Here is a 26439-nt window from a genome sequence, read left to right as displayed (position 1 = left end):
CGGCGTCAGCTGTTCGCGCGGCGCTTGAGCCAGCGCATCACACCACCCACCACGGGCAGTTTTTCATACAGCTCCTCGGCCGCGTCCCAGTAGTCGCGGTGTTCGGCCACGCGGCCGTCGGGGGCGAAGCGCAGGTGGCTGGCGCCCCGCACGGTTTGCAACGTGGTGGTGTCGAAGCGTTTGAACCGGAACACGAAGTCCCAAGTCACAAAGGCCTGATCGCCTTGCGCCATCCCGGTGGTGATGACAAAACGGGGCTCGTGCAGCGACACAAACATGTGCTCGAAGATGGCGCGGATCTCGGGCAGGCCTTGCACGTCGTTGAACGGGTCTTTGAAACGGGCGGTGGGCGCATACACCCGCCCCAACTGGTCGAGCACGTCGGGCGACAAGGTCTCGAAAAAATCGGCCACGCGCTGCAGGCGTGGGTCGGTGGAGGGCTGGTTCATAGCCCGGTGAACCGCGCCACGGCGGCAAAGTAGGGGCGCGAGGGCAACAGACGCAGCAGGCGCATCCAGAAGGTGAAGCGCTTGGGAAAGTCGATCTCGAAATGCCCCGCCGCCCAGCCACGCACAATGGCATGTGCCGCCTGGTCGGGGGTGATGAGTCCCGGCATGTGGAAGTCGTTGTGTGCGGTCAGCGGCGTTTCAACAAACCCCGGGTTCACCACACTCACGCCCACCCCTTCGTGCCGCAGATCGAGGTACAGGGTTTCGGCCAGGTTGATGAGCGCGGCCTTGGTCGGCCCATAGGCCAACGACTTGGGCAGGCCACGGAAGCCGGCCACGCTGCTGACCACGCTGATGTGACCTCGCCCTTGGCGGCGCAGCGCCGGCAGCAGGGCGTCGAGCACGTACAACACACCTTCAAAATTCACACGCCAATGGCGCTGGATCTCGGCCAGATCAAAAGCGTCGGCGCGCATTTCGCGGTAGTGGCCGGCGCAATACATCACGAGATCGATGCCGCCCTGGCGCAGCAACGTGCGCGCGGCATCGGCCACAGCCGCCGCATCGGTCACGTCCAGCGCCACAGCGGCTGAGCCGGGATGTTGGGCCACCCACGCATCCAGGGCCCGCACGTTGCGGGCCGACACCACCACTTGGGCGCCCCGCGCATGCAGCGCACGCGCCGTGGCCTCGCCGATGCCGGAAGACGCGCCGACCACCCACACACGCTTGCCATGCCAGTCGCGCATCGGGGGGTTGATGGGACGCAGCCACATGCCGCTCATCCCGCGCGCTTGACGAAGCTCAGCGTGACCTCGCCGAGCTTGAAGCCGAACTTGCTCATCACCGCTTTGTTGAGCATGACGCGGTCGTCCATGAGGTACATCCAGTCGTCAAACTGCACCTCATACACCTTGCCGTCCACCGGCAGGTTCAGGGTGTAGCCCCAGCGGAAGGTGTTGCCCGCCACCTGGCCTTGGGCCTCGCCCTTCACGTCGTCGGCGGTGCCGGTGTAATGGCCGTCGGGGCGCTTTTTCAAACGCCAGACGCGGCGTTGTTTTTCGCCGTCCGAGTAGGTGAAGTCTTCGTCCAGCACACCTTCGTTGCCGGTCCAGGTGCACACCATCACCACGGTGAAGCGGCGCACCACCTTGCCCGAACGGTCGGTGAACACGCCGTAGGCGTCGAGCGTGCCGTTGAAGTAGGTGGCCAGGTCGAGCACGGGTTTGTCAGCCGCGTAATCGCTCACCTGCGGGCCAGCACACGCGGCCAGTCCGCCTGCGGCGGCCAGCAACACGGCGCTGAGGGCGACACGTCGTTTCATGATCGGGGTTCCTTGTGGATGATGAAGTGCTGCAGGGCCGCGGCCGCGACCAGCTTGAGCACACAGGGCAAGATGCAGTAGGCCCAGGTCAGGGCGGTCAACGCCTGCGCGTCGCGCTGGCCGGGCGCATAGCCCCACCAGCCCAGCAGCGGCAGCGCCAGGCCAGCCGCCAGCGCGAGGTTGAGTTTGGCGGCGAAATTCCACCAGCCAAAGTAGCGGCCTTCGCCACGCCCGCGTTCGCCCATGTCGCCCACCAAACCGGCCAGCAGAGCGCCGGGCACGGCCAGATCGGCGCCCAGCGCCAGACCTGACAGGGCACACACGCCCAGAAAGGCCCAGGCATCGCCTGGCCCCAGAAAAGCCGCCCACACAAACACCAGCACGCTCAGGCCCATGCCCAAACGCCAGGCGCGCGCCAGGCCCATGTGGGCCACCACCCGCAGCCACACGGGCATGGACGCGGCGGCGCACAAAAAATAGGTGCCCAGAAAAGCCGGCTCCATTGCGGCAGGGGCCTGCAACTGGTCCTGCACAAAAAACAGCACCAGCGTGGCCGGCACCGCACTGGCGATGCCGTTGACCAAAAACACGCCCAGCAACCGGGCAAACGCGGGTTGACGCAAAGGCGCCCACACCGAGGCGAGCGGTTCCGCGCGGGCAGCGGCGTCGGGCACGGGGCGCAGTGCGCTGCTCCAGGCCCAGCAACCCACCGCCAGCAGCAGCGCAAACACGGTGGCCGCAACACCCAGCCCGGCCAGGCTGGGCAAAACCGCCGCCAACACCACCCCCACCAAACCCAGCGCTTCGCGCCAAGCCACCACGCGGGCGCGCTGCGCTTCGGTGCCGCCCAGCATGGCGCCCCACGACTGGTGCGCCACACTCACCACGCTGTAGGCGGTGTAGGTGAGCAGCAGCCCGGCCACCGCCCAGGCCAGCAACGCAGCGCTGGCACCCAGCGCCGCTGGCGGAAAAAACAGCGCCACAAACCCCAGTGCCAACACCGCACTGGCCAGGGCGCCCAGCCACAACACACCGACCACGGACCGCCGGAAAGTCGCGTCACACCAACGACCGATCAGCGGATCGATGAAGGCGTCGAACAGCCGCGCCCCCAGCAACACCGCACCCAAGGCCGCGAGCGACACGCCGTGTTCGCGGGCAAAGTGGTTGGGCCACAACACGTACAGCGGCAAGGCAGCAAACGCCAGCGGCAATCCCAACAGGCCATAGCGCACACCGTGCGTCCAGCCGCCGGGTTGGTCCAACAAGGCGGCGCCGCTCGCGGCTGCCGTGTTCATGACGTGGTGCCGGCCTGGGCCAGCAACTGCGTGCGCATCTGCGGCTCGGACGTGGCGGGCGAGAGCCAGATGCCAAAAAACAGGCGCGCGAACTCGGCGTCCGACACGTCGCCCAACGGCCGCTCGTTCAGGGTGAAGCGCGCGCCCTCGCCGGGCACATGCAAACCGGCGATGTGGTCGCCGTCTTTCACGTCGGGGAAGAGTTTGAGCATGGCGTCCAGCCAGCGCGTGGCCTGCGCGTCGCTCACGCTGCCCACGCCCCGCATTTCTTTCAGCGAACGCTCGGCGATGGCCTTGCCGTACAGCGTGCGCAGGTAGTGCAGCTCCAGCACAAAACGGTGGCGCTCAAACTGCACGGCGTCGAAACCTGGCTCGGCCCACAAGGTCGCGTCGTACACCGACAGGCCAAAAAACCGCAGCCGCGCCTGGCCCAAACGGCGGCCGCTGGGCAACAGACCGGGCGCACCCGCATGGGTGGCCCGCGCCAGGCCCACGCACACAGCAGCAGGCACAGCAATGAGGAGTTGGCGGCGCAGCATGGTGCGGCTCAGTGCGGCTTGATGAGGGTGAACTGCATGACGTCGGTGCTGCCTTCGTCGAAGGCCGCCTCGCAGTAGGCCAGGTAGAACTCCCAGACACGCAGGAAGTGTTCGTCAAAACCCAGCTCGCGCACGCGCGGCTCTTCGTGCAGGAAACGCTCGCGCCACTGGCGCAGGGTTTCGGCGTAGTCGCGGCCAAAGGCAAAGGCGTCTTCCACCACCAGACCCGCAGCTTCGGCCTGAGCGCGGAAGGCCGAAGGGCTGGGCAGGCAGCCCCCCGGGAAGATGTACTGCTGGATGAAATCGGTGCCGCGGATGTAGCGATCGAAGTGTTCGTCGGCGATGGTGATGCTCTGGATGTTGGCGCGACCCCCCGGTTTGAGCAGGCGGGCCACGGTCTGGAAGTAAGTGGGCCAGTACTCGCGTCCCACGGCCTCCACCATCTCGATGGAGCAAATGGCGTCGAAGGGTCCGTCATCGATGTCGCGGTAGTCTTGCAAGCGCAGGTCGGCGCGCGCCGCAGCGCCCAACCGCGCCATGCGTTCCTGGGCCCAGGCAAGCTGTTCCGTGGACAAGGTGACCCCCACCACCGACGCATCAAAGGTGGTGGTGGCGGCTTCGGCCAAAGCCCCCCAGCCACACCCGATTTCCAGCACCCGGTCACCCGGTTTCACCTGCGCCAAACGCAAGGCGCGGTGCACCTTGGCCCATTGCGCGCTCACCATGTCCTGCCCCGAGTGCTCAAACAGGGCCGACGAGTAGTTCATGGTCTCGTCCAGCCACAGGCGGTAAAAGGCATTGCCAAGGTCGTAGTGGGCGTGGATGTTCTTCTTGCTGTTGGTTTTGGTGTTGCGGTGGAGCAGGTGGCGCAGGCGGTAGGCCAGGCGGCCGAGCCAGGTGCCGTAGATCACGTCTTCGATCTCGTTGCGGTTGCGCAGGAACAGGCGCAAGAGATCGGCCAGCTGCGGCGTGCTCCAGTCGCCGGCGATGTAACCCTCGGCAAACCCGATGTCGCCCGACTTGAGCGCGGCGCCACACACCTTCCAGTTGTGCAGGCGCAGCGTGGCGCTGATGCCGCCGCCTTGGCCGAACTGCTGGAAGCTGCCGTCGGGCAATTGCACCGTGAGTTGGCCGTGGCGCAGGCGCTGCAGCAGACGCAAGGTGGCACGGGCGGCGGCGGGCGCGCCGACGGGCAGCGCAAACGGGGCGGTGGTGCTGTTGGGCATGGGCATGGCGGGAAGAGAAGGCAACGAAGATCAACCGGCACCGTGGCCTGGCGTGACCAAGGCCTGCGGTGGTTCGGGTTTGCGGAAAAACGGCGCGCGCTTGAGCGCCCACAGGCGCAGCGCCTGCCAGTGGATGCGGGCCACCACGCCCAGCGTCATGGCGGGGTGACGCCACAGCGCGCGGCGGGTGGTGTGTGCATCCAACGGCAGCAGCTCGCCGCTCACGCTGGTCTGGATCAGCGGGCCCAGGCTGGTCTGCGGCTGGTCGTTGTGGTCGATGCGCACCACCGTGTGCTCGCGGCCCTCGCGGTTGCAGCGCATGAACACAAAGCGGTACTCGCCCTGCACGCTGCAAAACGGCGACACGTGAAAGACCTTGTCGGCCGTCACCGGCACGCCATACCGGGGCGCGTCCAGCAGGTAGCAGTGGCGTTCGCCAAAGGTGTTGTTGACCTCGGCCAGCACGGCGCGCAGGCTGCCGTCGGCCCGGTGGGCGTACCAAAAGCTCACCGGCTTGAACGTGTGGCCGAACACACGCGGGTAGGTGTGCAGCCACACCTCGCCATCGGCGTCATCGATGCCGTGGGCGCGCAGCGTCGCGTCAAACCAAGCCAGGCAATCCGTTCCGCCATCGCCATGGTCGCCGTCATGGAAAGCCAGGGCGGCCCGGCGATTGCGCGCCAGCGCCCCGCTGCCGTTGGCCTGTAGGCTGCGCAGCGGCAGCATGAGGAAGTAGGTGGGGTAGGCGAAGGCGTTGCGGCGCGGGCGCAACCGGGTGTGGCGCACCTGGCCAAAACCGATCAAAGCCTGGTTCACCGGGGCACCCCGTTGGTGTTGTGCGTGGCGCCCACGGCGCGCAGGATGCCCGCCGCCGCCTGCAGCCCGGCCTTGAGCCCGTCTTCGTGGAAGCCATAACCACACCAGGCGCCGGCAAAGTGGGTGTGCAACACGCCTTGCAGCTCGGCGATGCGTTGTTGGGCTTTCATCGCCGCCAGATCAAACACGGGGTGCGCGTATTCGTATTCGCCCAGCACCTGCTGGGGGTCGATGTCGCGCAAAGGGTTGAGCGACACCACCACCGGCTGCTCAAACGGCAGCGGCTGCAGCTTGTTGAGCAGGTAGTGCAGGCACACGCGGGGGTGTTCGTCGCGTTGGCGGGCGGCACGCTCGTAGTTCCAGGCCGCCCAGGCTTTGCGGCGTGTGGGCAGCACCGAGGCGTCGGTGTGCAACACGGCGCGGTTGGGCTGGTAGCGGATGGCGCCCAGCAAGGCGCGCTCGTTGCGGGTGGCGCCCTCGCCGAGCAAAGCCAGCGCCTGGTCGCTGTGGCAGGCCAACACCAGGTGGTCAAAGCGCTCGGCCCGTCCGTCGGTAACCACACGCACACCCTCGGCGTCGCGCTGCAAGGCGCGCACGGGGGTGTTCAGGCGGGCATCCGGCAGGCCGGCGATGATCTTCTTGACGTACGCCCGCGAGCCGCCACGCACCGTGAACCACTGCGGCCGGCCGCTGACTTGCAGCAGGCCGTGGTTGTGGCAGAAGCGCACCATGGTGGCCACCGGGAATTGCAGCATCTGCTCGGCCGGGCAGCTCCAGATGCAGGCCATCATGGGCAAGAAGTAGTCGTGACAGAAAGCGTCGCTGAAACGCTCGCGCTTCAGGAAGTCGGCCAGCGGCATCCACAAGCGGCCATCGGGGGCTTGGTCCTGCTGGCTGACCGCCAGGCGGGTGCACAGGCGGTTGAAGCGCAGGATGTCGGCCAACATGCGCAAAAACGCCGGCTTGAGCAGGTTGCCGCGTTGCGCAAACACCGTGTCGAGGCTGCTGCCGCTCCACTCCAGCGGTGGCTGATCGCCCGAACCCGGCGCCTGCACCGAAAACGACATGTCGGACAAGGCGGTGTCCACACCCAGCTCGGCAAACAGGTTCAGCAAGTTGGGGTAGGTGCGCTCGTTGAGCACCAGGAAGCCGGTGTCCACACCGTGGGTCACAGGCCCGTGAGCGGTCGGCAGGGTGATGTCCACCGTGTGCGCGTGGCCGCCGAAGGTGGCCCCGGCCTCAAACAGCGTGACCGCCGCGTGGCCCCGCAAGGTGTGCGCAGCCGCCAGGCCGGCGATGCCGGCGCCCACCACCGCAACGCGGGGCTGTTTGCCGGTGGGCTGGGTGGCGGGGTGGCGGGGGTCTGCGTACATGCTCAGACCCCCTGGCCAGAAGAGAGAAGTACCGCGCAGCGCCCCGAAACGAAGGAGGGAGGGATGGAGGAGGAGGAGAAGCGCCTCGGGATTGCGCCACCGAGGTGGCGACTGCGCGGTACAAAAACCGTTTCGTTGCGGTTGAGCCCGTTCGCGCCCCAGAAGTTCCTGCGATGTGTGCCCATGTGCCGCTCCAATGTGACCAACCGCCTCAAAATGAACCATTGAGGCAAAAAATTACCGATTGGTCACATTCTGACCTTTTGGTCACTTTGCTGTCGACAACATTCGCTCAATATCCCTGACAAATAAAGGGTTATGTGGCTCCACCGCGCTGGTGTAGGCCTTGACTTGCACGCCGTCGCGCGCCACCAGGTACTTGTGGAAATTCCAGCGTGGCCACTCGCCGGTGCGCTGCGCCAGTTCGCGGTACAGGGGATGCGCCGAACGCCCCACCACCGTGGTCTTGACGAACATGGGGAACTGCACGCCAAAGGTGTTTTCGCAAAAGTCGGCGATGCTGGCATTGGCGCCGGGCTCTTGCTGACCAAAGTCGTTGCTCGGAAAACCCAACACCACCAGGCCCCGCGCACGGTACCGGCGGTACAACGCCTCCAGGCCTTCGTACTGACCGGTGAAGCCACAGAAGCTCGCGGTGTTGACCACCAGCACCACCTGCCCGGCGTACTGGCAGAGGTTTTGGGGCTTCTCGTCCTGCAAACGGGGCACGGTGTGCTGCCACAAAGGCGGGCAAACGCCGGCACCTTGTGCCGGTGGCGCGTTTTGCGCCTGCGCCTGGGCGACCCCGCCCAACAAGCAAGCCAACAGCAGCCAGGCCCGCACGGTCCGACTTCGGCGCATGGAAACAGGGGGACAAACAGTGGACATGGCGTTCTCCCACAACAAAAGGCCGATGGTGGCAGCACACATCGGCACGCGTGCAAGGCCTTCCGGCAGCACCGGGTTATTGAAGGGTTTTTGGGGTGCAGCCACTAAAATCGCAGGTTGTCCGGTGCCCGCACCGATGTGAGGTCTTCATGCTGTACCCCGAACTCTTCAAGCAACTCGAATCCGTCCGCTGGGACATGGACAAGGACATTCCCTGGGACCAATTCGACGCCAGTCAACTGAGCGACGAACAGGCACAGACCATCAAGATGAACGCCATCACCGAGTGGGCGGCGCTGCCGGCCACCGAGATGTTTCTGCGCGACAACCGCGACGACTCCGATTTCTCGGCCTTCATGTCGATCTGGTTTTTCGAAGAGCAAAAACACTCGCTGGTGCTGATGGAGTACCTGCGCCGCTTCCGCCCGGAGCTGGTCCCGACCGAAGAAGAGCTGCACGAAATCCGTTTCGACTTCGACCCCGCGCCCGCGCTGGAAACGCTGATGCTGCACTTCTGCGGCGAAATTCGCCTGAACCACTGGTACCGCCGTGCGGCCGAGTGGCACACCGAGCCGGTGATCAAGCAGATCTACACCACGCTGAGCCAGGACGAAGCCCGCCACGGCGGCGCCTACCTGCGCTACATGAAACGGGCCATTGGCAAATTCGGCAACGAGGCACGGGCCGCGTTTGCCAAGGTGGGTGTGCTCATGGCCAGCGCACGGCGCACCGCGCAAGCCCTGCACCCGACCAACCTGCATGTGAACAAAACCCTGTTCCCGCGCGACACCATCCAGAGCCGGTTGCCCAACCCGGAGTGGCTGGAACATTGGCTGGACAAGCAGATTGCCTTCGACGCCGCGTGGGAAACCAAGGTGGTGGACCGCATCCTGCACAACATGAGCCTGCTGATGGACCGCAGCTTCAAAAGCGTGCAGGAGCTCAACCGCTTCCGCAAGGAAATCAGCGCGCCCTTGGCTGGCGGATCGCCCGCCGCCTGAACAAAAACTCAGTGCGCGCGCTGGCGTTCCAGCACGCGCGCGCCCCAAGCCGTCAACAAACCCAAAACGGCGCCGGCCACGGTGCCCGTGAACCACGCGGCCTGCACCACCGACATGTCGTTGGCGCCGTCCCACACCACCGGCCGGCTCCAGGCCTGCTCCAGCGCCAGCTTGCCCAGCAAAAGCCCCCCCAGCAGCAAACCCCAGCGCCGCGCCTGCGCCACGTGCAGGCGCTGCAGGTACAGGTGCACCGCCACCACCGCCAGCGCCGCGTGCATCAGGCCGGCCAAACCGGTGACGTGGCCCACCTGAGGCCACCAGGCCACGGCCAGGTAGGTGATGGGCCACGCCAGAAACCAGGCCACGGCACAGGCCCGGTCGGGCCGCACCACCCATGAAAACGCTGTCAACAGCCCGAGGGCCATCTGGTTGGCAATGAGGTGGGGTGTGTTCACATGCACCCAGGCGGTGGACCAGATGGTCCACAGGCGTTGGTCCCAGTCTTGCACCCGCCAGACCAGGCCCGACACCAGCTCCGGTCCCCACCAGCCCAGCATGCTGGCCACGCCGTGCAAGCCACACAGCACCAGCCAGTCGCGGCCCGGCGTCATGGACCGGCCAGCACGTGTTGCCACAAGGCACGGACAGCGGTCGATTCCACCGCGACGTCGGAAGGGTCCACCTGGGTGGGCGCTTCGTCCAGCCGGGCACGGTGTTGCATCTGCCGCAACACCCGATACGCCGCCGCAGCGGTCTCGCCCATGCGAGCCGGCAACAGGCCGGCCTCTTCGGCCATCAGCAACAAGGCGATGTTGCCTCGGTTGGCCCGCAAGGCCGGGTGTGCCGCGGCATGGGCCAGCACCAGAAACTGCACCACAAACTCGACATCGACCATGCCACCCGGGCTGTGTTTGACGTCGAACATCTCACCGCGCACCGGGTGGGCGGCACGCACCTTCTCGCGCATCGCACGTATCTCGTCGGCCAACGCCGCCACGTCGCGCGGCGCGGTGATGACGGCTTCGCGAACGGCGTCGAAACGCGCCGCCAGCTCATTCACACCACCGATGCGCCCCGCCGCCGGGCCGCCCCAAGGCGGGGCAGCCCCACCGGGGGGCAGCGAACCACGCGCAGCGGGGAGCGTGGGGGCGACCACACATCTTGCTCGGGTGATGGCCTGGTGCTCCCAGGTCCAGGCGGTGTTGCTACCGCGCTGCTGCTGGTAGTCGGCGTAGGCCTCAAAGCTGGTGACCAACAAACCCGAATTGCCATTGGGGCGCAGCGCGGTGTCGATCTCGTACAAATCGCCCTCGCCGGTCTTGACGGTGAGCCAGTTGATGAGTTTGCGCACAAAGGTGGCGTACACCTCAGGCGCGCGCTCATGTTCGTCGTCGTAGACAAACACAATGTCCAGATCGCTGCCGTAGCCCAACTCTTTGCCACCCAGTTTGCCGTAGGCAATGATGGCGAACTGCGGTGCGTCGCGGTGGCGGTTTTTCAGCCGCGCCCAGCACCAGCGCACCGTGGTGCGCAACACGGCGTCGGCCAGGGCGCTCAGGTCGTCGGCCACGTCTTCCACCGTGAGCACACCTTCCACGTCGCGCGCCAGGGTCCGAAAGACTTCGGCATGACAGGCGCGGCGCAGCAGGTTGAGCAAGGCCTCCTCGTCGTCTTCGCCTGTGCTGCGCAAGGCGTCCAGCCGCGCATCGAGTTCGGCCTCGAACTGGGCGCCGTCGAAACGGTCGCTCAGCAGTTGCCGGCTGGCCAGCTCGTCGATCACGCCGGGGTGTTTTTGCAGGTAACGCGCCGGCCATTTGGCCGCGCCCAGCAGGCGCAACAGGCGCTCGTGCACAGAAGGGCGCTCCTGCAGCAAGGCCAGGTAACTCTCGCGGCGCAGCAGGGCTTCGAGCCAGTCCACCAGTCGCAAGGCGGCTTCTTCGGTCACGCGGCCCTCTTCCACCCAGGCGCCGGTGCGCTGCACCAGGCGCACCAGACGCTGCCGCGTGTCTTCGCGCAGCGCGGCCACGCGCGGGTGTTCGCACCACTGGGCCACCCGTTCGGCCAGCTTGGGCGGCAGCTGGGGCAGCACCGCCTGCAGCTCACCCGCCTCGGCCCGCCCAGCACCACAGCCCTTGCCGTTGCAGCTTTTGGTGGGGCCGCCCAACAGGGTGTCGAACTCCTGTGCCACCGCCTCGCGGTGCGCATCGAGTTGGTGCAAGAAGGCACAGGTGTTGGGAAAACCCAGCGTCTGTGCCAGCCAGGCGAGGTCGTCGTCGCGCTCGGGCATCAGGTGGGTCTGCTGGTCGTCCAGGTACTGGATGCGGTGCTCGACCCGGCGCAGGAACACATAGGCCTCGGTCAGCGCCTGCGCCGTTTCGGCCGGCATGAGGCTGGCCCGTTGCAGGCGGGCAATGGCGTCCAGTGTGGGCCGGGTGCGCAGTTCGGGAAACTGGCCGCCACGCACCACTTGCAGCAACTGCACCGTGAATTCGATTTCGCGGATGCCACCGCGCGAGAGCTTGACGTCGTTGGCGCGGCCCGGGTTGCCGGCCGCGCGTTTGGCCGCGTGTTCGCGGATCTGCCGGTGCAGGGTGCGCAGGGACTCGAACACGCTGTAGTCGAGGTAGCGCCTGAACACAAACGGCAACACCACACCACGCAAGGCGCTGGCCGAGCCGTCGCGCACGGCCGCCAGAGGCGCCACCACGCGGCTCTTGAGCCAGGCGAATCGCTCCCACTCACGGCCTTGCACCAGGAAGTATTCCTCCAACGCACCCAACGACACCGCCGGCGGCCCAGAGTTGCCGTTGGGTCGCAAAGCCAGATCGACCCGGAACACGTTGCCATGCTCCGTCGTATCGCCCACCAGTTGGTAAATGCGTTTGACGGCTTTGCCAAAGTACTCGTGGTTGCTGATGCGGTTACGCCCCTGTGCGTTACCGGCGGTTTCGCCGTCGTGGTCGTACACGTAGATGAGGTCGATGTCGCTGGAGACGTTGAGCTCGCGCGCGCCGAACTTGCCCATGCCGATGACCCACAACTGGGCACGCGCAGCGGCCGTGGCCGGCGGCGCCTGGTGCATGGGCGCGCCGTAGAGGCCGTCCAGTTCAGACTCGGCCTGAGCGCAGGCGCGGTCCAGCGCCATCTCGGCGAGGTCGGTCACCGCGCGGGTGACCACCGCCAGGTCGACCGCCTCCTCGCAGTCCAGCACCACCAGTCGCTCCATCACCAGCTGGCGCAGCACACGCAAGGCAGCGCCCAGTTCCAGCCCCCGGCCCAGCAAGCGCTCCAGCGTGGCCAGCTGAGCCTCCCGGGTGGGGGCGCCCGCGTCCAGCAAATGCGCTTCGGCCGCATAGCGCCTGCGCAAGCGCTGCACAAAACGCGAATGATCGGCACGCGCGGGCGTGGTGAAAGCGGCGTGGGCGCCGCCGGCGTGATCTCCGACCGTCATAATTTGAATTGGTGATGAAACATGACTCGACCCCTCCTCCCCCCCGCACGCTGAAGGCCTTGAGCTGGACCGCGCGCGCCCTGTGGTGGGTGGTGCTGGCGGGCTGGGGCCTGTTTGCGCTGAGCTGGGGAGCCCTGCACGGCTGGATTGTGCCGCGAATCGGGGAATGGCGCCCTCAGCTGGAAGCCGCAGCCACACAGGCCTTGGGGACGCCGGTGCGCGTGGGCGACATCCGCGCCACCGCCAGCGGCGCCATCCCCGCCATCGAACTGGTGGACGTGCGGCTGTTCGACCGCGAGGGCCGCGAAGCCCTGCACCTGCCACGGGTGCAAACGGCGCTGTCCGTGCGTTCGCTGTGGCGCCTGGGTTTTGAGCAGCTGGTGATCGACAGCCCCAGCCTGGACGTGCGCCGCACCCGCGACGGCCAATGGCGCGTGGCTGGCCTGGACATCGCCAGCGCCAACCCCCAAGACAGCAACGCCCTGGGCGACTGGTTTTTTTCGCAAACCGAGTTCGTGATCCGGCGTGGCCAGATCCGCTGGCAGGACGAACGCCTGGACCTGCCCCCCTTGGACCTGACCGACGTGGACTTGGTGGTGCGCAACCCGGGCCGGCGCCACCAGATGCGCGTGGACGCCACGCCCCCCGCGGCCTGGGGCGAGCGCTTCAGCCTGCGTGGCGACTTCAGCCAACCCTTCTCACTGACCCAGAGCCGCCACTGGGAGCATTGGAGCGGCACCGTTTACGCCGACTTCGAGCGGGTGGACCTGCAACGGCTGCGCGACCACGTGGTGCTGACCGAAGCGCCGCTGCTGCAAGTGCACCAGGGCACAGGCGCCCTGCGGCTGTGGGCCGATCTCCAGCGCGGCCGCTTGAGCGCGTTGACGGCCGACACCGCGCTCACCGGCGTGCGCCTGCAACTGGGCCCCCGGCTGCCCGCATTGGACCTGCCTGCCTTGGGCGGGCGGGTGAGCGCCAGTTGGCAGCCCCAACAATGGGAAGTGGGCACGCGCGACCTGCAACTCATGACCCCGTCCGGCACCCCCTGGCCCGTGGGCAACGTGCGGCTCACCCATGCACAGCCCAGCCGCGGCCGCCCGCCCGAAAGCGAATTCAACGCCGATCGCCTGGAGTTGGCCGCCATCCACCAGGTGGCACAACACCTGCCGCTGCCCCAAGCCTGGCGCAAGGAACTGGCACAGGCCCAGCCGCAGGGGCACCTGAGCCCACTGCGCCTGCGCTGGCAAGGGCCGCTGCACAGCGACGCCGTGCCCACCGAATGGCGGGCACAAGGTCGGGTCACCGGGCTGTCGGTGGCGCCCGGCCCGCTGGCTTTCGATGCGTCCACCGAACTGGCCCGCCCCGGCGTCACAGGCGGTGACCTGGCGTTCGACATCGGCCCCAAGCAGGGGCAACTGAAGGTGGCCCTCGAACAGGGCGCCCTGACCTGGCCCGGCCTGTTCGATCAGCCCAGAGTGGACCTGGCCCAGCTGCAAGGCGAATTGAACTGGCGCCTCGACGGCGATCAGCTCGACCTGCGCATTCCCCAGCTGACCTTTGCCAACGCCGACGCCGCCGGCGAGCTGGACCTGCACTGGCACACCGGGCGCGGCACGGCGCGTCAGCCACGGCTGCCCGGGGTGCTGGACCTGAACGCCCAGTTGAGCCGAGCCAACGGCGCCCAGGTGCACCGCTACCTGCCGCGCGGCATTTCGGCCGACGCGCGCCGCTACGTGCGCGAGGCCATCCAACGCGGCGAAGCCCACGATGTGCGCTTTCGGGTCAAAGGGCCGCTGGACCGTTTTCCGTTTGCGCGTGCCAGCGAGGGCGAATTCCGCATCAGCGCCCAACTCACCGGGGTCGATTTCGACTACGTTCCCCCGTTCGTGAGCGGGACACGCGCCCCCATCTGGCCCGGCCTGCGCGGCCTGCAAGGCCGCTTCCAGATGGAGGGCCACCGGCTGCGCCTGAGTGAGGTCAAAGGTGGCTTTGCACAGCTGCCTGGCCTGCGCCTGAACGGCGCACAGGCCGAACTGGCCGACTACACCCACCTAGGCACCGTCAGCGTGAACGGTCAGGTGGCTGGCGCGGCGGCCGACATGCTGGCCTACGTCAACCAATCGCCGGTGTCCGATGTCATGGGGCAGGCGCTGGCGCAAGCGCGCTTTGGGGGTCAGGCAGACCTGGTGCTCCAACTCGCGCTGCCCCTGAACGCCATCGCCACCAGCCAGGTGGCGGGCACGCTCAACCTGCCCGGCAACGACCTGTTGTTCGCACCTGGCACCCCCCTGCTGGCACGCACCGTGGGCCGGTTGCAGTTCAGCGAAAAAGGCTTCAGCGTGCCGCAGGCGGTGGCACGCGTGTACGGCGGCGAGCTGCGTTTTGACGGCGGCATGCGCCCCGGCCCGCAAGGGCGTTCCGACATCAGCTTCCAGGGGCAAGGTGTGGCCAGCGCCGAGGGCCTGCGCCAGGCGCGCGAACTGGTCGACCTCGCACCGGTGCTCGCCTCGGCCAGCGGCACCGCGTCCTACCAGGTGCAACTCGCGTTCCGCCAGGGCCGGCCCGACCTCAGCCTGAGCAGCAACCTGCAGGGCCTGGCCCTGGCCTTGCCCGCGCCACTGGACAAACCGGCCACCACCACGCTGCCCTTGCGTGTCACCAGCGCGCCCATCGACGCCCCGGGCGGCGCCGCGCAAGACCGTGTGGCGCTGGAGCTGGGCGGCAGCATCACCCCCCTGCTGGCGCTGCGCCTGGAGCGCGACCTGACGGCCCCGGCCAGCCGCGTGCTGCGTGGCGCCATCCAGGTGGGCGCCACAGGCCCGGTGCCCTTGCCCACCAGCGGGGTGGTGGCACACGTGAACCTGCCGTCGCTGGATGTGGACGCGTGGGACCGCTGGCTGGAGCGCTCGGCACCCGCCAGCGCGACCAGCACCACCGCTTGGACCACCGACCAGACCCTTTGGCCCAACCAGATCGTCTTGTCGGTGGACCGCCTCACCGTGGCCCAACGCAGCTTGCACACCCTGCGTGCGCAAGCCCGGCGCGAAGGCAACCTGTGGCGCACCCAGGTGGCCGCTGACGAGGTGACCGGACGCATCGACTACCGCGCCGGGCAGGGCCAGGCCGGGGGGCAGGTGTTCGCGCGGCTGTCACACCTCAAACTCGAACGCGGCACGGCCCAAAACGTCGATGAGCTGTTGCGTCAACAGCCCCAGAGCGTGCCCGCGCTGGACGTGGTGGTGGAGCGGCTGGAGCTGGGTTCGCGCGAACTGGGTCGGCTGGCGCTGGATGCGGTCAACCGCAACACCGATGGTGGCAACGAATGGCGACTCAACCGCATCGAGCTGGCCGTGCCGGAAGCCCGGCTCACAGGCAGCGGCAACTGGGCCACGGTGGGCGGCGTGGCCACTGCAGCGTCAACGGGCGCGCAGCGGCGCACCGTGCTCAACTTCAAGCTCGATGTCAACGATGCAGGCGAGCTGTTGCAACGCTTTGGCATGTCGGGTGTGGTGCGCGGCGGCAAAGGCCAGCTCGATGGCACCCTGGGCTGGCTGGGCTCCCCCTTGACGCTGGACCACCCCAGCCTGACCGGTCAGATGAAATTGGACATCGAGCGCGGCCAGTTCCTCAAGGCCGAGCCGGGTTTGGCCAAGCTGCTGGGCGTGCTCAGCCTGCAGGCGCTGCCGCGCCGGCTGCTGCTGGACTTCAAGGACGTGTTCAGCGAGGGTTTTGCCTTCGACTTCGTGCGCGGCGACGCCCGCATCGACCAGGGCGTGGCCACCACCAACAACCTGCAGATGAAAGGCATCAACGCCGCCGTGTTGCTGGAAGGGCAGGCCGACATCGCGCGCGAAACGCAGGACATCCACGCGGTGGTGGTGCCCGAGCTCAACGCCGGCACCGCATCGCTGCTGGCCACTGCCATCAACCCGGCGGTGGGACTGGGCAGTTTTCTGGCGCAGTTCCTGCTTCGCCAGCCGCTGCAGGAAGCGGCCACACAGGAATTTCAGATCACCGGCCGCTGGGACGACCCGCAGGTGGAGCGGCTGCAACGCAAGCCACCCGCCGGACCGCCGCTTCCGTCACAATAAAACGCCCACCACGCCAGACACCACGCCATGAAAGCCGCCGCCCTTCAAATGGTCTCGGGCATCAGCCTGGACCACAACCTCGCACAGGCACACGCCCTGCTGGACCAGGCCGCACAAGCGGGTGCCGAGCTGGCCGTGTTGCCCGAATACTTCTGTTTCATGGGCCACAGCGACCGCGACAAACTGGTGCTGGCCGAAACGCCTGGCCTGGGCACGGTGCAGGCCTTTTTGCAGGACACCGCGCGTGAACTGAACCTGTGGATCGTGGGCGGCACCCTGCCCATGGCCACCGACGACCCCCAACACGCCACCAACAGCTCGCTGGCCTTCAGCCCCAAGGGCCAGTGTGTGGCGCGCTACGACAAGATCCACTTGTTTCGCTACGACAACGGGCGCGAACGCTACGACGAAGCGGCCGTGCTGCAGGCGGGCGACACCCCCACCACCTTTGATCTGGCCGACCGCAGCGGCCAACACTGGCGCGTGGGCATGAGCGTCTGCTACGACCTGCGCTTCCCCGAGCTGTACCGCCAGCTGCAAGCCGACGTCCTGCTGGTGCCCTCCGCCTTCACCCACACCACCGGCCAGGCGCACTGGGAGCTGCTGCTGCGCGCCCGCGCCATCGAGAACCAGGCCTACGTGATCGCCAGTGCCCAGGGAGGCCAGCATGAGAACGGCCGCCGCACCTGGGGACAGACCATGGTGATCGACCCTTGGGGCCAGGTGCTGGGCCAACACGCCGAAGGGCCGGGCGTGGTGGTGTGTGAGCTCGACTTTGAGCGCCTGCAGCAGGTGCGCCGGCAACTGCCCGCCCTGGAACACCGCAAACTTTGAAACCCGGCCTGGACCCGCGTCAGCCACCGCCCGACCCGCGCCCTGGGCAGGCCCGGCGCTGGCGCCTGTGGGCCTTGTTGTGCCTGCTGGTGGCGCTGATGCTGGGCGCGCTCGTGTTCCTGGCGCGCGAATACGAGGAAGCACGCAGTCTGGAAGCGCTGGAGCAGGACGCCGCCACCCTGGGCAGCGACATCCGCACCAGCCTGATCCGCAACCTGCAGACATTGCAGTCGCTGCACGCGTCCCGCCCCACCGCCGCCGCGTGGGAGCCCATGGCCGCCGAGCTGCTGACCCAACACCGCGAACTGGTGCGCCTGGAGTGGCGCAGCAACGACCTGCGCCTGCTGGCCGCGCGCGACAGCGGTTTTCATCCCACGCTGTTTGACATCGCGCCGCGCGAGCAGTCCCTGGCCGATGTGCGCCAGGCCTGCACAGCCGCCGCGCGCAACAACACACCCTCGTACTCGCAAAGCTACTTCTGGCCCATTCCGCAGGGCCTGGGGCTGGAACTGATGGAGTTGTGTGTGCCGCTGTTCGTGGCGGCGCGGGCCGATGGCTACTTTGTGGCCACCTACGCGCTGCAAGGCATGTTGAGCGAGTTCACCAGCAAAGACACCTTGCGCGGCAAGGCGGTGGCACTGACCGAGGTGGACGGCACGCGCCTGAGCCTGTACGGCAGCGTGGCCGGACGCCGACGCACCATGCACGCCAACCACCTGCTCGACCTCCCAGGCGTGACCATGCTGGTGCGCCTGGAAAGCGCGCGCGATGTGCCACGGCTGTTCCCCAACGTGCTCACGGCCATGGTCAGCGCCTTGTCCATGGCGCTGCTGGCGGTGCTGCTGCTGCTGGCGCGCGACATGCGCCGCCGCATGCGCGCCGAAGGCGAACTTGCCGAGGCGCTTGCGTTCCGCAACGCGATGGAAAACTCCCTGGTCACCGGCCTGCGCGCACGCGACATGGACGGGCGCATCACCTACGTCAACCCGGCTTTTTGCCAAATGGTGGGTTTGAGCGCAGAACAACTGCTGGGCACCGGCGCGCCGGCCCCCTACTGGCCCCCCGAACTGGTGGACGAATACCGCCAGCGGCAGGCGGTGCGCCTGGCCGGGATGACCTTCCCGCGCGAGGGTTTCGAATCGGTGTTCATGCGCCCCGACGGCAGCCGCTTCCCGGTGCTCATCATCGAGGCCCCCCTGGTCAACGCCTTCAGCCAGCAAACCGGCTGGATGAGTGCGGTGCTGGATTTGAGCGAACAGCGCCGGGTGGAAGAGCTCTCGCGCGCCAGCCAGGAGCGGCTGCAGGCCACGGCCCGCCTGGCCATGGTGGGCGAAATGGCATCGCTGCTGAGCCACGAACTCAACCAGCCGCTGGCCGCCATGTCGAGCTACGCCACGGGGGCGCTCAACCTCATGTCGGCCGAACCCACGCAGCCGCCCGACCCCCAGCTCTCGGACGACCTGCGCCAGGCGATGCAGCGCATCGTCGAACAGGCCGAACGCGCCGGCCGGGTGGTCAAAAGTGTGGCCGATCTGGTGCGCCGACGCGAGCAGGTCCGCGAGCCGGTGGCGCCCCAGGCGCTGCTCGACGCCATCCTGCCACTGGCCCAGCTGCAGGCGCGCAAAACCGGCATCCGCATCAGCGAGCAGGTGGAGCCCGACTGCCCGCCGGTGTTGTGTGACCGCACCATGGTCGAGCAGGTGCTGCTCAACCTCGTGCGCAACGGCATGCAGGCCATGCCTGCCGGCAACCCGCCCACTGGCAGCGGCCTGCGCACCCTCACCCTGAGCGTGTCAGTGGTGCGCGCTTCGCTGGCCACCGCATCGGGCAAACGCTGGGTCGAGTTCAGGGTCACCGACCACGGCGAAGGCCTGTCCAGCGAGGTCGCCGCCCGCCTTTTCACCCCGTTTTTCACCACCAAGCCCGAAGGCATGGGCCTGGGCCTGAGCCTGTGCCGCACCGTGATCGAACAACACGGCGGTGCGCTGGACCACAGCCCGGCCGAACCCCGTGGCACGGTGTTCCGCTTCACGCTGCCCATCGCCACCGGCGCGGCCATGTCAGACGGTGAAGGCCGCCGTATGATCGCAACCCCATGAGCCCACCCTTGCGCGCCCGAGTCTTCATCGTCGATGACGATGCCAGCGTGCGCGACGCGCTGGCCTGGCTGCTGCGCACCCGCCGCCTGCTCAGCGAGTGCTACGCCAGCGCCGACGCCTTCTGGGCCGAAACGCAGGGCTGGCACACCGAACCCACCGACCCCGTGTGCCTGCTGCTCGACGTTCGCATGCCCGGCATGAGCGGCCTGACGCTGTTCGAGCAACTGCTGACCCAGCCCTGGCGCAGCACCCTGCCCGTGATTTTTCTCTCTGGCCACGCCGACGTGCCCACGGCGGTGGACGCGGTCAAGCGCGGCGCCTTCGATTTTTGCGAGAAGCCCTTTTCCGACAACGCCCTGGTGGACCGCATCGAGCAGGCTCTGCAAGTCTCGGCCGACGCGATCGCCGTGCGCCAGGTGCGGCGCGACCACCAGGCCCGCCTGACCAGCCTGACCGAGCGCGAGCGCGACGTGATGCAACGTGTGGTGGCCGGCCTGCCCAACAAGCTGGTGGCCGATCAGCTGGGCATCAGCGTGCGCACGGTGGAGGTGCACCGCTCACGCGTGTTCGACAAGATGGGCGTGAAATCGGCCGTCGAGTTGGCCAACATGCTGCGCGATGTGGAGAACTGACCTCAGCGCTTGGGCTCGTCCTCGTCTTCGGGCGGCAGCTCGCCATTCTTGCGGCCCGAGAACATGGTCCACCAGACGATGAACACAAAAATCAGCAAAGCCCCCAAGGCTTCGAGCAACAACAAGGTCATGACAGCGGGGCGTGCCTGGGCACAGATTCGGTGGGCGATGGTGGCGATTGTAGGAACGCTGGGCGCCTGCGCCACGCGCCTGCCACCAGAAGCCCCACGACCGCCCAGCCCACCCATGGCCCCAGCGCCCGCGCCCAGCGCGCCTGTTGACGACGGGCCTTTGCCCGGCACCATCACCCGCGCCAAAAGCCAGTGGGTGCCGGTGCGCTGGAGCGAGCTGCCGGGCTGGGGCAGCGACGCCCTGCACGAAGCCTGGAACGCCTGGCTGCGCAGCTGCGAACGCCCGGCACCCACGGTGGGCGCGCTGTGTGCCGATGTGCGGCGCCTGTCGATTGCCACCGCCGAGGAACAGCGCGCTTTCATGGAAAGCCGGCTGCAGCCCTACCGCATCAGTGCCAGCGACGGCAACGCCAGCGGCCTGCTGACCGGCTACTACGAACCCACGCTCAAGGCCAGCCGCACGCCCAGCGCCGAATACGCGTGGCCACTGCACAAGCTGCCGGCCGGCATGCGCAACGGCCAAGCCTGGTTCAGCCGCCAGGAGATGGACACCCAGCCCCAGGCTCAGGCCGCCCTGCGCGGGCAGGAAATCGCCTGGCTGGCCGACCCCATCGACATGATGTTGCTGCACATCCAAGGTTCGGGGCGGCTGTTGATCCAGCAGGACGGACGCACCGAGCGCACCGTGCGTGTGGCCTTTGCAGGCACCAACGGCCAGCCCTACCGCAGCATCAACACCTGGCTGCAACAGCAGGGTGCGCCCATCACACCCTGGCCCGACGCCACCAAGGCCTGGGTGCGTGCCAACCCGCAGCGCGTGAACGAGCTGCTGTGGAGCAACCCGCGCTATGTGTTCTTCCGTGAGGAAGCGCTGAGCGACCTCGATGCCCAGTTCGGCCCGCGTGGCGCACAAGGCGTGGCGCTCACCCCCGGGCGCTCCATCGCGGTGGACCCGGGTAGCGTGCCCTACGGCACGCCGGTCTGGATGAGCACGCAAGGGCCGGCAGCACGCTTCAACAAGCTGGTGCTGGCGCAAGACACCGGCAGCGCCATCGTGGGCGCGGTGCGCGCCGACTACTTCACCGGCTGGGGCGACGATGCGCTGGCGCAGGCGGCGGGTTTGAAACAGCCACTGCAGCTGTGGGCCTTGTGGCCGCGATAGGAGACACAAGATGCGCATCGGCGTGCTCACCGGCGGCGGCGACTGCCCCGGACTCAATGCGGTGATCCGGGCGGTCACCAAGTCGCTCATCCGGCAATGTGGGGCCGAAGTTGTCGGCATCGAAGACGGCTTTTCGGGTCTGATGGACGCCAACCCGCGCACCCGCGTGCTGGACTGGCGCAGCGTGAGCGGCATCGCGCACCGGGGCGGCACCATCCTGGGCACGAGCAACAAGGCCAACCCGCTGCGCAGCCCGGCCGACACCGAGCGCACGCTGGCCAACGCGCGGGCCCTGGCGCTGGACGGGCTCGTGGTGATTGGCGGCGACGGCACCATGTCCATCGCGCACGGCCTGGCGGACCTGGGGCTGCGCAGCGTGGGTGTGCCCAAGACCATCGACAACGACATCGTGGGCTGCGAGCGCAGCTTCGGGTTCGACACCGCCGTGGCCACGGCCACCGATGGGCTCATGCGGATTGAGACCACTGCCATGAGCCACAGCCGGGTGATGATCGTCGAGACTATGGGTCGGCACGCCGGCTGGATCGCGCTCGAAGCCGGCCTGGCGGCGGCGGCCGACATCGTGCTGCTGCCCGAGATCGACCACACGGTCGAGGCCGTGGCCCGCGTCTGCCGGGAGCGCGAAGCCCAGCAACGCTACACGGTGATCTGCATCGGTGAAGGCGCCAAGGCACGTGGAGCCGACCTGACGGTGCAGCACCGCGTGGAAGGCAGTTTTGACCCGGTGCGCCTGGGCGGGGTGGCCCATGTGTTGCGCGAGCAACTGCAATCCCTGCTCAAAAGCGAGGTACGCGCCACCGTGCTGGGCCACGTGCAGCGCGGCGGCCAGCCCACCCCCTTTGACCGGGTGCTGGCCACGCGCTACGGCCACCACGCCGCGCAGCTGGTGGCCGCAGGCCGTTTTGGCGAGATGGTGACCTTGCAAGGTGGCGATCTGCGCAGCGTGCCCATGGCACGGGTGGCCAACCAGCAGCGCACCATCGCGCTGGACGATCCGCTGCTGGTCACGGCGCGAGAAATCGGGGTCTCGCTGGGTGAGCATTGACCCCACGGAAGTTCGCCTCACTCAAACCGCTTGACGCCGGTGACCATGGCGCGCACCAGGTTCACCCGCTCCACGCGGCCCATCATCACCGCCGCCGCCGCGTGCAGACCGGCCGCCAGCAGCAGGCCGTTGGCCAGCCACTCGTGCACTTCCTGCAGCCATTCTTCGCCCCAGAAGGCATCGGTGCCCTGCAGCCAACCGGTGACGCCCAGCGACAGCACCAGGGCCATCAAGGCCAGCATCATGAGCGCGCCCAGCGGGTTGTGGCCGAGGTGCTCGCCGGCTTGCCCCTGGCGCAAAGCCGCCAGGTGCCGCCGCACCCGGGTGGGCGTGGGAAAGAAGTCGGTGAAGCGCGCATGGCGCGTGCCCACAAACCCCCACAGGATGCGCGCCACCACCAGCCCGCTGGCGATGTAGCCCGCCCACTGGTGCGGTGCTTCACCCGCCTCCAGCACGAACTGGTTGAGCAGCACGCAGGCCACCAGGCTCCAGTGGAACAGGCGCACGAACGGGTCCCACACCGTCACGGCCCGGGGACGCTCCAGCGGCGTGGACATGCTCACTTCTGTTCAAGCACGGCGGCGGTGGCCGGGTCGAAGTAGATCTCAACCTTCTTGCCGGCTTTGTCGAAACCATAAATCTCGTAACACTGGCCCTTGCTGACCTTGAAGGTCTTGATCTGGTAGCCCTGCTGTTCCAGCTTGGCCTTGAAGTCACCTTCCTTCATCCACTGGGTCTGTGGCACGTTGCAAGCGGGGCCAGCAAGGGCGGCGGTGGAGGCCAAAGCGATGAAGACGGAGGCGATCAGGGTACGTTGCATGAGAGGTCCTTTCGGTCAGTTGGCACGCCGGGTGGCTTGCTCAAAACCGATTGGACGAGGCGCGGCTTAAACGGGCCTGAAATGACGTTCAGGTCGATGGTTTCAGCTGTGCCATCGCCAGGCAGAGGTCGGCCCAGGCCTTGCCTTTTTCGGCCGGGCTGCGCAGCAGGTAGGCGGGGTGGTAACTCACCACCACCGGCACCGGGCCTTGCGCGGTGGGCAGGCGGAACACCTGGCCACGCAGCTTGCCCAGGGGTTGGCTGCGGGTCGCTTCGTCCACGCCGGCCAGCGCCAGCACGCTTTGCGCCGCAAAGCGCCCCACCGCCAGCACGATGCGTGGTTGCAGCAGCTCGATCTGGCGCTGCAGGAAAGGCGAACACTGCGCCACCTCGGCGGGTTCGGGGTTGCGGTTGTGCGGCGGACGGCACTTGATGACGTTGGTGATGTAGACACGCTCGCCACGTGCCAGGCCCATGGCAAACAGCATCTTGTCGAGCAGCTGTCCGGCCGCACCCACGAAGGGCTCGCCCTGGCGGTCTTCCTGTTCGCCCGGGGCCTCGCCCACCACCAGCCAGTCGGGGCGCTGGTGATCGCCCACACCGGGCACCACGTTGCAGCGGCCTTGGCTCAAGGGGCAGGCGGTGCAGGCGCGCATGCTGTCTTGCAGCGCGGGCCAGTCCAGGTGCGACAGGCTGGAGGGCACCAAGGGCACAGTGGGTTTGGGCGCCACGGGTGCGGGTGTGGGGCGAACCACTGGGGCCGTGGGAATGGCAGCGGGTGCAGCAGCGGAGGGGCGTGGCGTGGGTGGCGCGATGGTGGGCGCAGGGGCAGGCACGGGGGCGGGGGCGGCCGGCGCCTCAGGCTCGGGCCACCACAGGCGCACGCCCATCTCGGCCAACATGGCGCGCTGGCGCTCATCGAGTTGCAGGCCTTGGGCCAACACGGGCGGTGTCTCGCTCATGCGGTCACCTTGAGGTTAAGGCTCATCACGATGGCGTCTTCGCGCCGGTGCTTGTCCAGCGGGTAGTAGTCGCGGCGGCGGCCCACTTCGGCAAACCCACGCTGGCGGTAGGCGGCCAGCGCGGGGGCATTGCTGGCGCGCACCTCCAGCCACAACCACTGGGCCTGCTGGGCTCGCGCCCACAGGGCCAGGCCATCCAGCAGCACGCGGCCCCAGCCCTGGCGCTGCAAGGCGGGCACCACGGTGATGTTGAGCAGGTGCACCTCGTCCAGGATTTGCATGGCCACCAGGTAGCCGATCAACACACGCCCGTCGGCCAGCGTGGGCAAGCCCACATCACCAGGCAAGGCTTCACCCAACAGCGCCTGGGTGTGGTGGCCGACGTTCAGGGTGTCTTTGAAGTGGCCGACGGTCCAGGGGTGGCTGTAGGCGGTTTTTTCCACCTCCACCACCAAGGGCAAAACGTCGGCGCTCAGAGGCACCCATTCAAAGCGCCTCGTCATGCAGCCCCCGCTGCCTGGGCCAGCTTGATGGCCTCGCGCTCGGCCGTGGTCTGGGCCACCTTGTCGCGCACGTACAGGGGTTGCGCCTCAGCGGCGGTCACGGCCAGGCCACGGCCCAGCGCCTCGGGCGCCAGGCGCAGCAAAGCCATGGCCGAGGGCAAGGCAAACACGTGAGGCAAGGCCCGCAGCGTCGGGTCAAAACGTTCGCCGTACGCCGCCGCCGCGTTGCCCGCCAGCACGGTGCCCGCCGTGGGCGGCACGGCCAGGTGCAGGTCTTCGGGGCGGCACAGGCGCGGGGCATCACACGCGGTCAGCACCTGGGCCTGCAGCCGGTAGGTGGCCACATAGACCTCGTCCATGCGGGCGTCGAGCACCGCAGCGATGGTGTGGGGCATGGCCTGTCCCGTGGCGGCCAGCTCTGCACGCGCGGCTTCGGCCACAGCCCACAGGGTGTCCAGCGGCAACACGGGCACCCCCTCGGGGCGGGCGGCAAAAGCCAGGCCCTGGGCCACGGCGCACGCGGTGCGCACGCCAGTGAAGGCCCCCGGGCCACGCCCGAACACGATGGCGTCCAGTTCGTCCAAGCGCCACCCCGCGTGGGCCAGCAAGGCCTGGATCTGGGGGATGAGTGTGGCCGAGGCTTGGGCACCGCCCACACCGCTGTATTGGGCCAGCGGCGCGGCGTCAAGGCCGCCCGCGCCCACGGCCACCGACAAGCTGTCGGTGCTGGTGTCAAAAACTAGGAATCGGGAAACGCTGGCCATGGCCAATTGTGCTTCAGCCACGCGTGGCCCCGGCCAACGGCGTGGCCACCGCCCGCACGCCAAACACGATGCCCGCCGTGACCAGCAGCAGCCCCGCCAGCAGGTTCCAGTGCAGGGGCTCGCCCAGCAGCCACACGGCGCCCATGGCCGACAACCCCGGCACCAGCGAGGTGATCATCGTGGAGCGCACCGGCCCGAAGTACCGCACCATCTGGGTGAAGGTGATGCCGGAAATCACCACCGAACCCACGCCCTGAAACAGGCCCTGAAACACCAACTCCTGCCAGGGCGCGTGCGCCAGGTGGCTGGTCACCACACCGGTGGCCGCCAACAACGCGTACGCCGGCACAAACGCCAGCAAAGCAAACACCGACACGGCCACCGTGGCCGGCACCGCCGCCAGGCCGTGGCGGCGCGCCACCACGGTGTAATTGGCCCAGCAGAACGCGGCGGCCATGAACATCAGGTCGCCCATCCACACCGTGCCGCCGCCAAAAGCCTGCAACAGGCTGGCACCACCCACCAGCAGATCGCCACTGAGGATCAGCAACAGGCCAATGGCGCGCGTGGGTGTGATGCGGTCGCGCAGCACCCAGGCGGCCACCAGGGTGGTGAACAGCGGCAGCGTGCCGGGCATGAGCACCGAGGCGTGGGTGGCCGGCGCAAAGTAGAAACCACTGTAGGCCAGGCAGGCGTAAGCGATGCCGGCCAACAGCCCGACCGTGACCGTGAGCCGCGCCGACAGCGGCGACAGTCCCAGCCACGAGGGCACGCGCCCGGCCGCCCGCCGCACCATACACCACCCCACAGGCAACAGCACCACGCCCGCGCCCACAAAACGCATGAAAGCGATGTCGAACGGGGTGAGGGAGCGGTGGGCACTGGCCCGGGCCACCACGATGAAGGCGGTCCACATCAGGACCGTGACCAGCGCGGCGCCCACGCCCAACACACGCGGGCTGGGCCGGCGAAAGGAAAACGTCATGGGCGGGATTATCCCGGTGGCGCTCG

25 protein-coding genes are annotated in these 26439 nt (G+C 67.9%); 7 read left to right on the top strand and 18 right to left on the bottom strand.

Going from position 1 to position 26439, the window contains the following annotated elements:
- Positions 1-5: 5 nt before the first annotated feature.
- The 9 genes from ACFQPB_RS01125 to ACFQPB_RS01085 form a co-directional block, all read right to left on the bottom strand.
- A complete protein-coding gene (locus ACFQPB_RS01125; RefSeq protein WP_382219091.1) occupies positions 6-449 on the bottom strand; it encodes a nuclear transport factor 2 family protein in 444 nt (147 codons plus the stop codon).
- Entirely contained in the window at positions 446-1234 is a 789-nt protein-coding gene (locus ACFQPB_RS01120) for an SDR family NAD(P)-dependent oxidoreductase (protein WP_382219089.1), read from the bottom strand. The genes ACFQPB_RS01125 and ACFQPB_RS01120 overlap by 4 nt, the downstream gene beginning before the upstream one ends.
- On the bottom strand, positions 1231-1773 hold the full coding sequence (locus tag ACFQPB_RS01115; RefSeq protein WP_382219087.1) for a DUF3833 domain-containing protein: 543 nt from the start codon (positions 1771-1773) through the stop codon (positions 1231-1233). Before ACFQPB_RS01115 ends, ACFQPB_RS01120 begins: the two co-directional genes overlap by 4 nt.
- Positions 1770-3071: an MFS transporter gene (locus ACFQPB_RS01110; protein ID WP_382219085.1), complete on the bottom strand. Its 1302-nt coding sequence runs from the start codon at positions 3069-3071 to the stop codon at positions 1770-1772. The genes ACFQPB_RS01115 and ACFQPB_RS01110 overlap by 4 nt, the downstream gene beginning before the upstream one ends.
- Positions 3068-3610, bottom strand: coding sequence for a chalcone isomerase family protein (locus ACFQPB_RS01105; RefSeq protein WP_382200527.1), 543 nt, complete (start codon positions 3608-3610; stop codon positions 3068-3070). Before ACFQPB_RS01105 ends, ACFQPB_RS01110 begins: the two co-directional genes overlap by 4 nt.
- Before the next feature lie 8 nt (positions 3611-3618).
- Positions 3619-4836, bottom strand: a complete 1218-nt coding sequence (locus tag ACFQPB_RS01100; RefSeq protein ID WP_382219490.1) for a class I SAM-dependent methyltransferase — start codon at positions 4834-4836, stop codon at positions 3619-3621.
- Between the two features lie 30 nt (positions 4837-4866).
- The gene (locus ACFQPB_RS01095; protein WP_382219083.1) at positions 4867-5652 is read right to left on the bottom strand and encodes a DUF1365 domain-containing protein; all 786 of its coding nucleotides are present in this window, start codon (positions 5650-5652) and stop codon (positions 4867-4869) included.
- Positions 5649-7025 carry an NAD(P)/FAD-dependent oxidoreductase gene (locus ACFQPB_RS01090; protein WP_382219081.1) on the bottom strand — a complete coding sequence of 459 codons (1377 nt, stop codon included), beginning with the start codon at positions 7023-7025 and terminating at the stop codon, positions 5649-5651. Before ACFQPB_RS01090 ends, ACFQPB_RS01095 begins: the two co-directional genes overlap by 4 nt.
- Positions 7026-7292: 267 nt before the next feature.
- Positions 7293-7886, bottom strand: a complete 594-nt coding sequence (locus tag ACFQPB_RS01085; RefSeq protein WP_382219079.1) for a glutathione peroxidase — start codon at positions 7884-7886, stop codon at positions 7293-7295.
- A 176-nt stretch (positions 7887-8062) separates the two neighbouring features.
- On the opposite strand from ACFQPB_RS01085, the gene ACFQPB_RS01080 reads away from it, so the two are divergent.
- Positions 8063-8914 (top strand): ferritin family protein, encoded by an 852-nt coding sequence (locus ACFQPB_RS01080; RefSeq protein WP_382219077.1) that lies wholly within the window; start codon positions 8063-8065, stop codon positions 8912-8914.
- Positions 8915-8922: 8 nt separating this feature from the next.
- On the opposite strand, the gene ACFQPB_RS01075 is transcribed toward ACFQPB_RS01080, so the two are convergent.
- Complete coding sequence (locus ACFQPB_RS01075) at positions 8923-9525, bottom strand: hypothetical protein (protein ID WP_382219075.1); 603 nt, start codon at positions 9523-9525, stop codon at positions 8923-8925.
- Complete coding sequence (glnE, locus tag ACFQPB_RS01070; protein ID WP_382219074.1) at positions 9522-12365, bottom strand: bifunctional [glutamate--ammonia ligase]-adenylyl-L-tyrosine phosphorylase/[glutamate--ammonia-ligase] adenylyltransferase; 2844 nt, start codon at positions 12363-12365, stop codon at positions 9522-9524. Before glnE ends, ACFQPB_RS01075 begins: the two co-directional genes overlap by 4 nt.
- 14 nt (positions 12366-12379) lie before the next feature.
- Here glnE and ACFQPB_RS01065 point away from each other — a divergent pair, with 14 nt between their 5' ends.
- From ACFQPB_RS01065 to ACFQPB_RS01050, 4 genes are read left to right on the top strand one after another with little or no spacing between them, the layout of a single operon-like run.
- Positions 12380-16456 carry a YhdP family protein gene (locus ACFQPB_RS01065; RefSeq protein ID WP_382219072.1) on the top strand — a complete coding sequence of 1359 codons (4077 nt, stop codon included), beginning with the start codon at positions 12380-12382 and terminating at the stop codon, positions 16454-16456.
- 27 nt (positions 16457-16483) lie between these two features.
- A complete protein-coding gene (locus tag ACFQPB_RS01060; RefSeq protein ID WP_382200543.1) occupies positions 16484-17290 on the top strand; it encodes a carbon-nitrogen hydrolase family protein in 807 nt (268 codons plus the stop codon).
- Positions 17287-19389, top strand: coding sequence for a two-component system sensor histidine kinase NtrB (locus ACFQPB_RS01055; protein WP_382200544.1), 2103 nt, complete (start codon positions 17287-17289; stop codon positions 19387-19389). Before ACFQPB_RS01060 ends, ACFQPB_RS01055 begins: the two co-directional genes overlap by 4 nt.
- Positions 19386-20021, top strand: coding sequence for a response regulator transcription factor (locus tag ACFQPB_RS01050; RefSeq protein WP_382200545.1), 636 nt, complete (start codon positions 19386-19388; stop codon positions 20019-20021). The genes ACFQPB_RS01055 and ACFQPB_RS01050 overlap by 4 nt, the downstream gene beginning before the upstream one ends.
- A gap of 2 nt (positions 20022-20023) precedes the next feature.
- Here the strand turns inward: ACFQPB_RS01050 and ACFQPB_RS01045 are convergent, their stop codons facing one another.
- Entirely contained in the window at positions 20024-20152 is a 129-nt protein-coding gene (locus tag ACFQPB_RS01045; RefSeq protein WP_382219070.1) for a hypothetical protein, read from the bottom strand.
- 115 nt (positions 20153-20267) lie between these two features.
- Between ACFQPB_RS01045 and mltA the strand changes: the two genes are divergently transcribed.
- The gene (gene mltA / locus ACFQPB_RS01040; RefSeq protein ID WP_382219069.1) at positions 20268-21314 is read left to right on the top strand and encodes a murein transglycosylase A; all 1047 of its coding nucleotides are present in this window, start codon (positions 20268-20270) and stop codon (positions 21312-21314) included.
- A 10-nt stretch (positions 21315-21324) separates the two neighbouring features.
- A complete protein-coding gene (locus tag ACFQPB_RS01035) occupies positions 21325-22380 on the top strand; it encodes a 6-phosphofructokinase (protein ID WP_382219067.1) in 1056 nt (351 codons plus the stop codon).
- A 17-nt stretch (positions 22381-22397) separates the two neighbouring features.
- On the opposite strand, the gene ACFQPB_RS01030 is transcribed toward ACFQPB_RS01035, so the two are convergent.
- The 6 genes from ACFQPB_RS01030 to ACFQPB_RS01005 form a co-directional block, all read right to left on the bottom strand.
- The gene (locus ACFQPB_RS01030; RefSeq protein WP_382219065.1) at positions 22398-22937 is read right to left on the bottom strand and encodes a cytochrome b/b6 domain-containing protein; all 540 of its coding nucleotides are present in this window, start codon (positions 22935-22937) and stop codon (positions 22398-22400) included.
- A 2-nt stretch (positions 22938-22939) separates the two neighbouring features.
- Positions 22940-23200: a PepSY domain-containing protein gene (locus ACFQPB_RS01025; RefSeq protein ID WP_382219063.1), complete on the bottom strand. Its 261-nt coding sequence runs from the start codon at positions 23198-23200 to the stop codon at positions 22940-22942.
- Between the two features lie 88 nt (positions 23201-23288).
- Complete coding sequence (locus ACFQPB_RS01020; RefSeq protein ID WP_382219061.1) at positions 23289-24161, bottom strand: uracil-DNA glycosylase; 873 nt, start codon at positions 24159-24161, stop codon at positions 23289-23291.
- Positions 24158-24664: a ribosomal protein S18-alanine N-acetyltransferase gene (gene rimI / locus ACFQPB_RS01015; protein ID WP_382219059.1), complete on the bottom strand. Its 507-nt coding sequence runs from the start codon at positions 24662-24664 to the stop codon at positions 24158-24160. The genes ACFQPB_RS01020 and rimI overlap by 4 nt, the downstream gene beginning before the upstream one ends.
- Positions 24661-25428: a tRNA (adenosine(37)-N6)-threonylcarbamoyltransferase complex dimerization subunit type 1 TsaB gene (gene tsaB, locus ACFQPB_RS01010; RefSeq protein ID WP_382219057.1), complete on the bottom strand. Its 768-nt coding sequence runs from the start codon at positions 25426-25428 to the stop codon at positions 24661-24663. The genes rimI and tsaB overlap by 4 nt, the downstream gene beginning before the upstream one ends.
- Positions 25429-25441: 13 nt before the next feature.
- Positions 25442-26413, bottom strand: coding sequence for a DMT family transporter (locus ACFQPB_RS01005; RefSeq protein WP_382219055.1), 972 nt, complete (start codon positions 26411-26413; stop codon positions 25442-25444).
- Between the last annotated feature and the right edge of the window lie 26 nt (positions 26414-26439).

Source organism: Hydrogenophaga atypica (assembly GCF_042665215.1).
GTDB lineage: Bacteria > Pseudomonadota > Gammaproteobacteria > Burkholderiales > Burkholderiaceae_C > Hydrogenophaga > Hydrogenophaga defluvii_A.
This window is presented reverse-complemented; position numbering and strand designations above follow the sequence as displayed.

Bases quoted from the DNA above. Each gene is read 5' to 3' on its own strand.
- ACFQPB_RS01080 (WP_382219077.1), top strand. From the start codon at position 8,063: ATGCTGTACCCCGAACTCTTCAAGCAACTCGAATCCGTCCGCTGGGAC.
- ACFQPB_RS01090 (WP_382219081.1), bottom strand. From the start codon at position 7,025: ATGTACGCAGACCCCCGCCACCCCGCCACCCAGCCCACCGGCAAACAG.
- ACFQPB_RS01125 (WP_382219091.1), bottom strand. From the start codon at position 449: ATGAACCAGCCCTCCACCGACCCACGCCTGCAGCGCGTGGCCGATTTT.
- ACFQPB_RS01050 (WP_382200545.1), top strand. From the start codon at position 19,386: ATGAGCCCACCCTTGCGCGCCCGAGTCTTCATCGTCGATGACGATGCC.
- ACFQPB_RS01115 (WP_382219087.1), bottom strand. From the start codon at position 1,773: ATGAAACGACGTGTCGCCCTCAGCGCCGTGTTGCTGGCCGCCGCAGGC.
- mltA (WP_382219069.1), top strand. From the start codon at position 20,268: ATGGCCCCAGCGCCCGCGCCCAGCGCGCCTGTTGACGACGGGCCTTTG.
- glnE (WP_382219074.1), bottom strand. From the start codon at position 12,365: ATGACGGTCGGAGATCACGCCGGCGGCGCCCACGCCGCTTTCACCACG.
- ACFQPB_RS01110 (WP_382219085.1), bottom strand. From the start codon at position 3,071: ATGAACACGGCAGCCGCGAGCGGCGCCGCCTTGTTGGACCAACCCGGC.
- ACFQPB_RS01065 (WP_382219072.1), top strand. From the start codon at position 12,380: ATGAAACATGACTCGACCCCTCCTCCCCCCCGCACGCTGAAGGCCTTG.
- ACFQPB_RS01030 (WP_382219065.1), bottom strand. From the start codon at position 22,937: ATGTCCACGCCGCTGGAGCGTCCCCGGGCCGTGACGGTGTGGGACCCG.
- ACFQPB_RS01025 (WP_382219063.1), bottom strand. From the start codon at position 23,200: ATGCAACGTACCCTGATCGCCTCCGTCTTCATCGCTTTGGCCTCCACC.
- ACFQPB_RS01005 (WP_382219055.1), bottom strand. From the start codon at position 26,413: ATGACGTTTTCCTTTCGCCGGCCCAGCCCGCGTGTGTTGGGCGTGGGC.
- ACFQPB_RS01085 (WP_382219079.1), bottom strand. From the start codon at position 7,886: ATGCGCCGAAGTCGGACCGTGCGGGCCTGGCTGCTGTTGGCTTGCTTG.
- ACFQPB_RS01060 (WP_382200543.1), top strand. From the start codon at position 16,484: ATGAAAGCCGCCGCCCTTCAAATGGTCTCGGGCATCAGCCTGGACCAC.
- tsaB (WP_382219057.1), bottom strand. From the start codon at position 25,428: ATGGCCAGCGTTTCCCGATTCCTAGTTTTTGACACCAGCACCGACAGC.
- ACFQPB_RS01105 (WP_382200527.1), bottom strand. From the start codon at position 3,610: ATGCTGCGCCGCCAACTCCTCATTGCTGTGCCTGCTGCTGTGTGCGTG.
- ACFQPB_RS01045 (WP_382219070.1), bottom strand. From the start codon at position 20,152: ATGACCTTGTTGTTGCTCGAAGCCTTGGGGGCTTTGCTGATTTTTGTG.
- rimI (WP_382219059.1), bottom strand. From the start codon at position 24,664: ATGACGAGGCGCTTTGAATGGGTGCCTCTGAGCGCCGACGTTTTGCCC.
- ACFQPB_RS01100 (WP_382219490.1), bottom strand. From the start codon at position 4,836: ATGCCCAACAGCACCACCGCCCCGTTTGCGCTGCCCGTCGGCGCGCCC.
- ACFQPB_RS01035 (WP_382219067.1), top strand. From the start codon at position 21,325: ATGCGCATCGGCGTGCTCACCGGCGGCGGCGACTGCCCCGGACTCAAT.
- ACFQPB_RS01075 (WP_382219075.1), bottom strand. From the start codon at position 9,525: ATGACGCCGGGCCGCGACTGGCTGGTGCTGTGTGGCTTGCACGGCGTG.
- ACFQPB_RS01120 (WP_382219089.1), bottom strand. From the start codon at position 1,234: ATGAGCGGCATGTGGCTGCGTCCCATCAACCCCCCGATGCGCGACTGG.
- ACFQPB_RS01020 (WP_382219061.1), bottom strand. From the start codon at position 24,161: ATGAGCGAGACACCGCCCGTGTTGGCCCAAGGCCTGCAACTCGATGAG.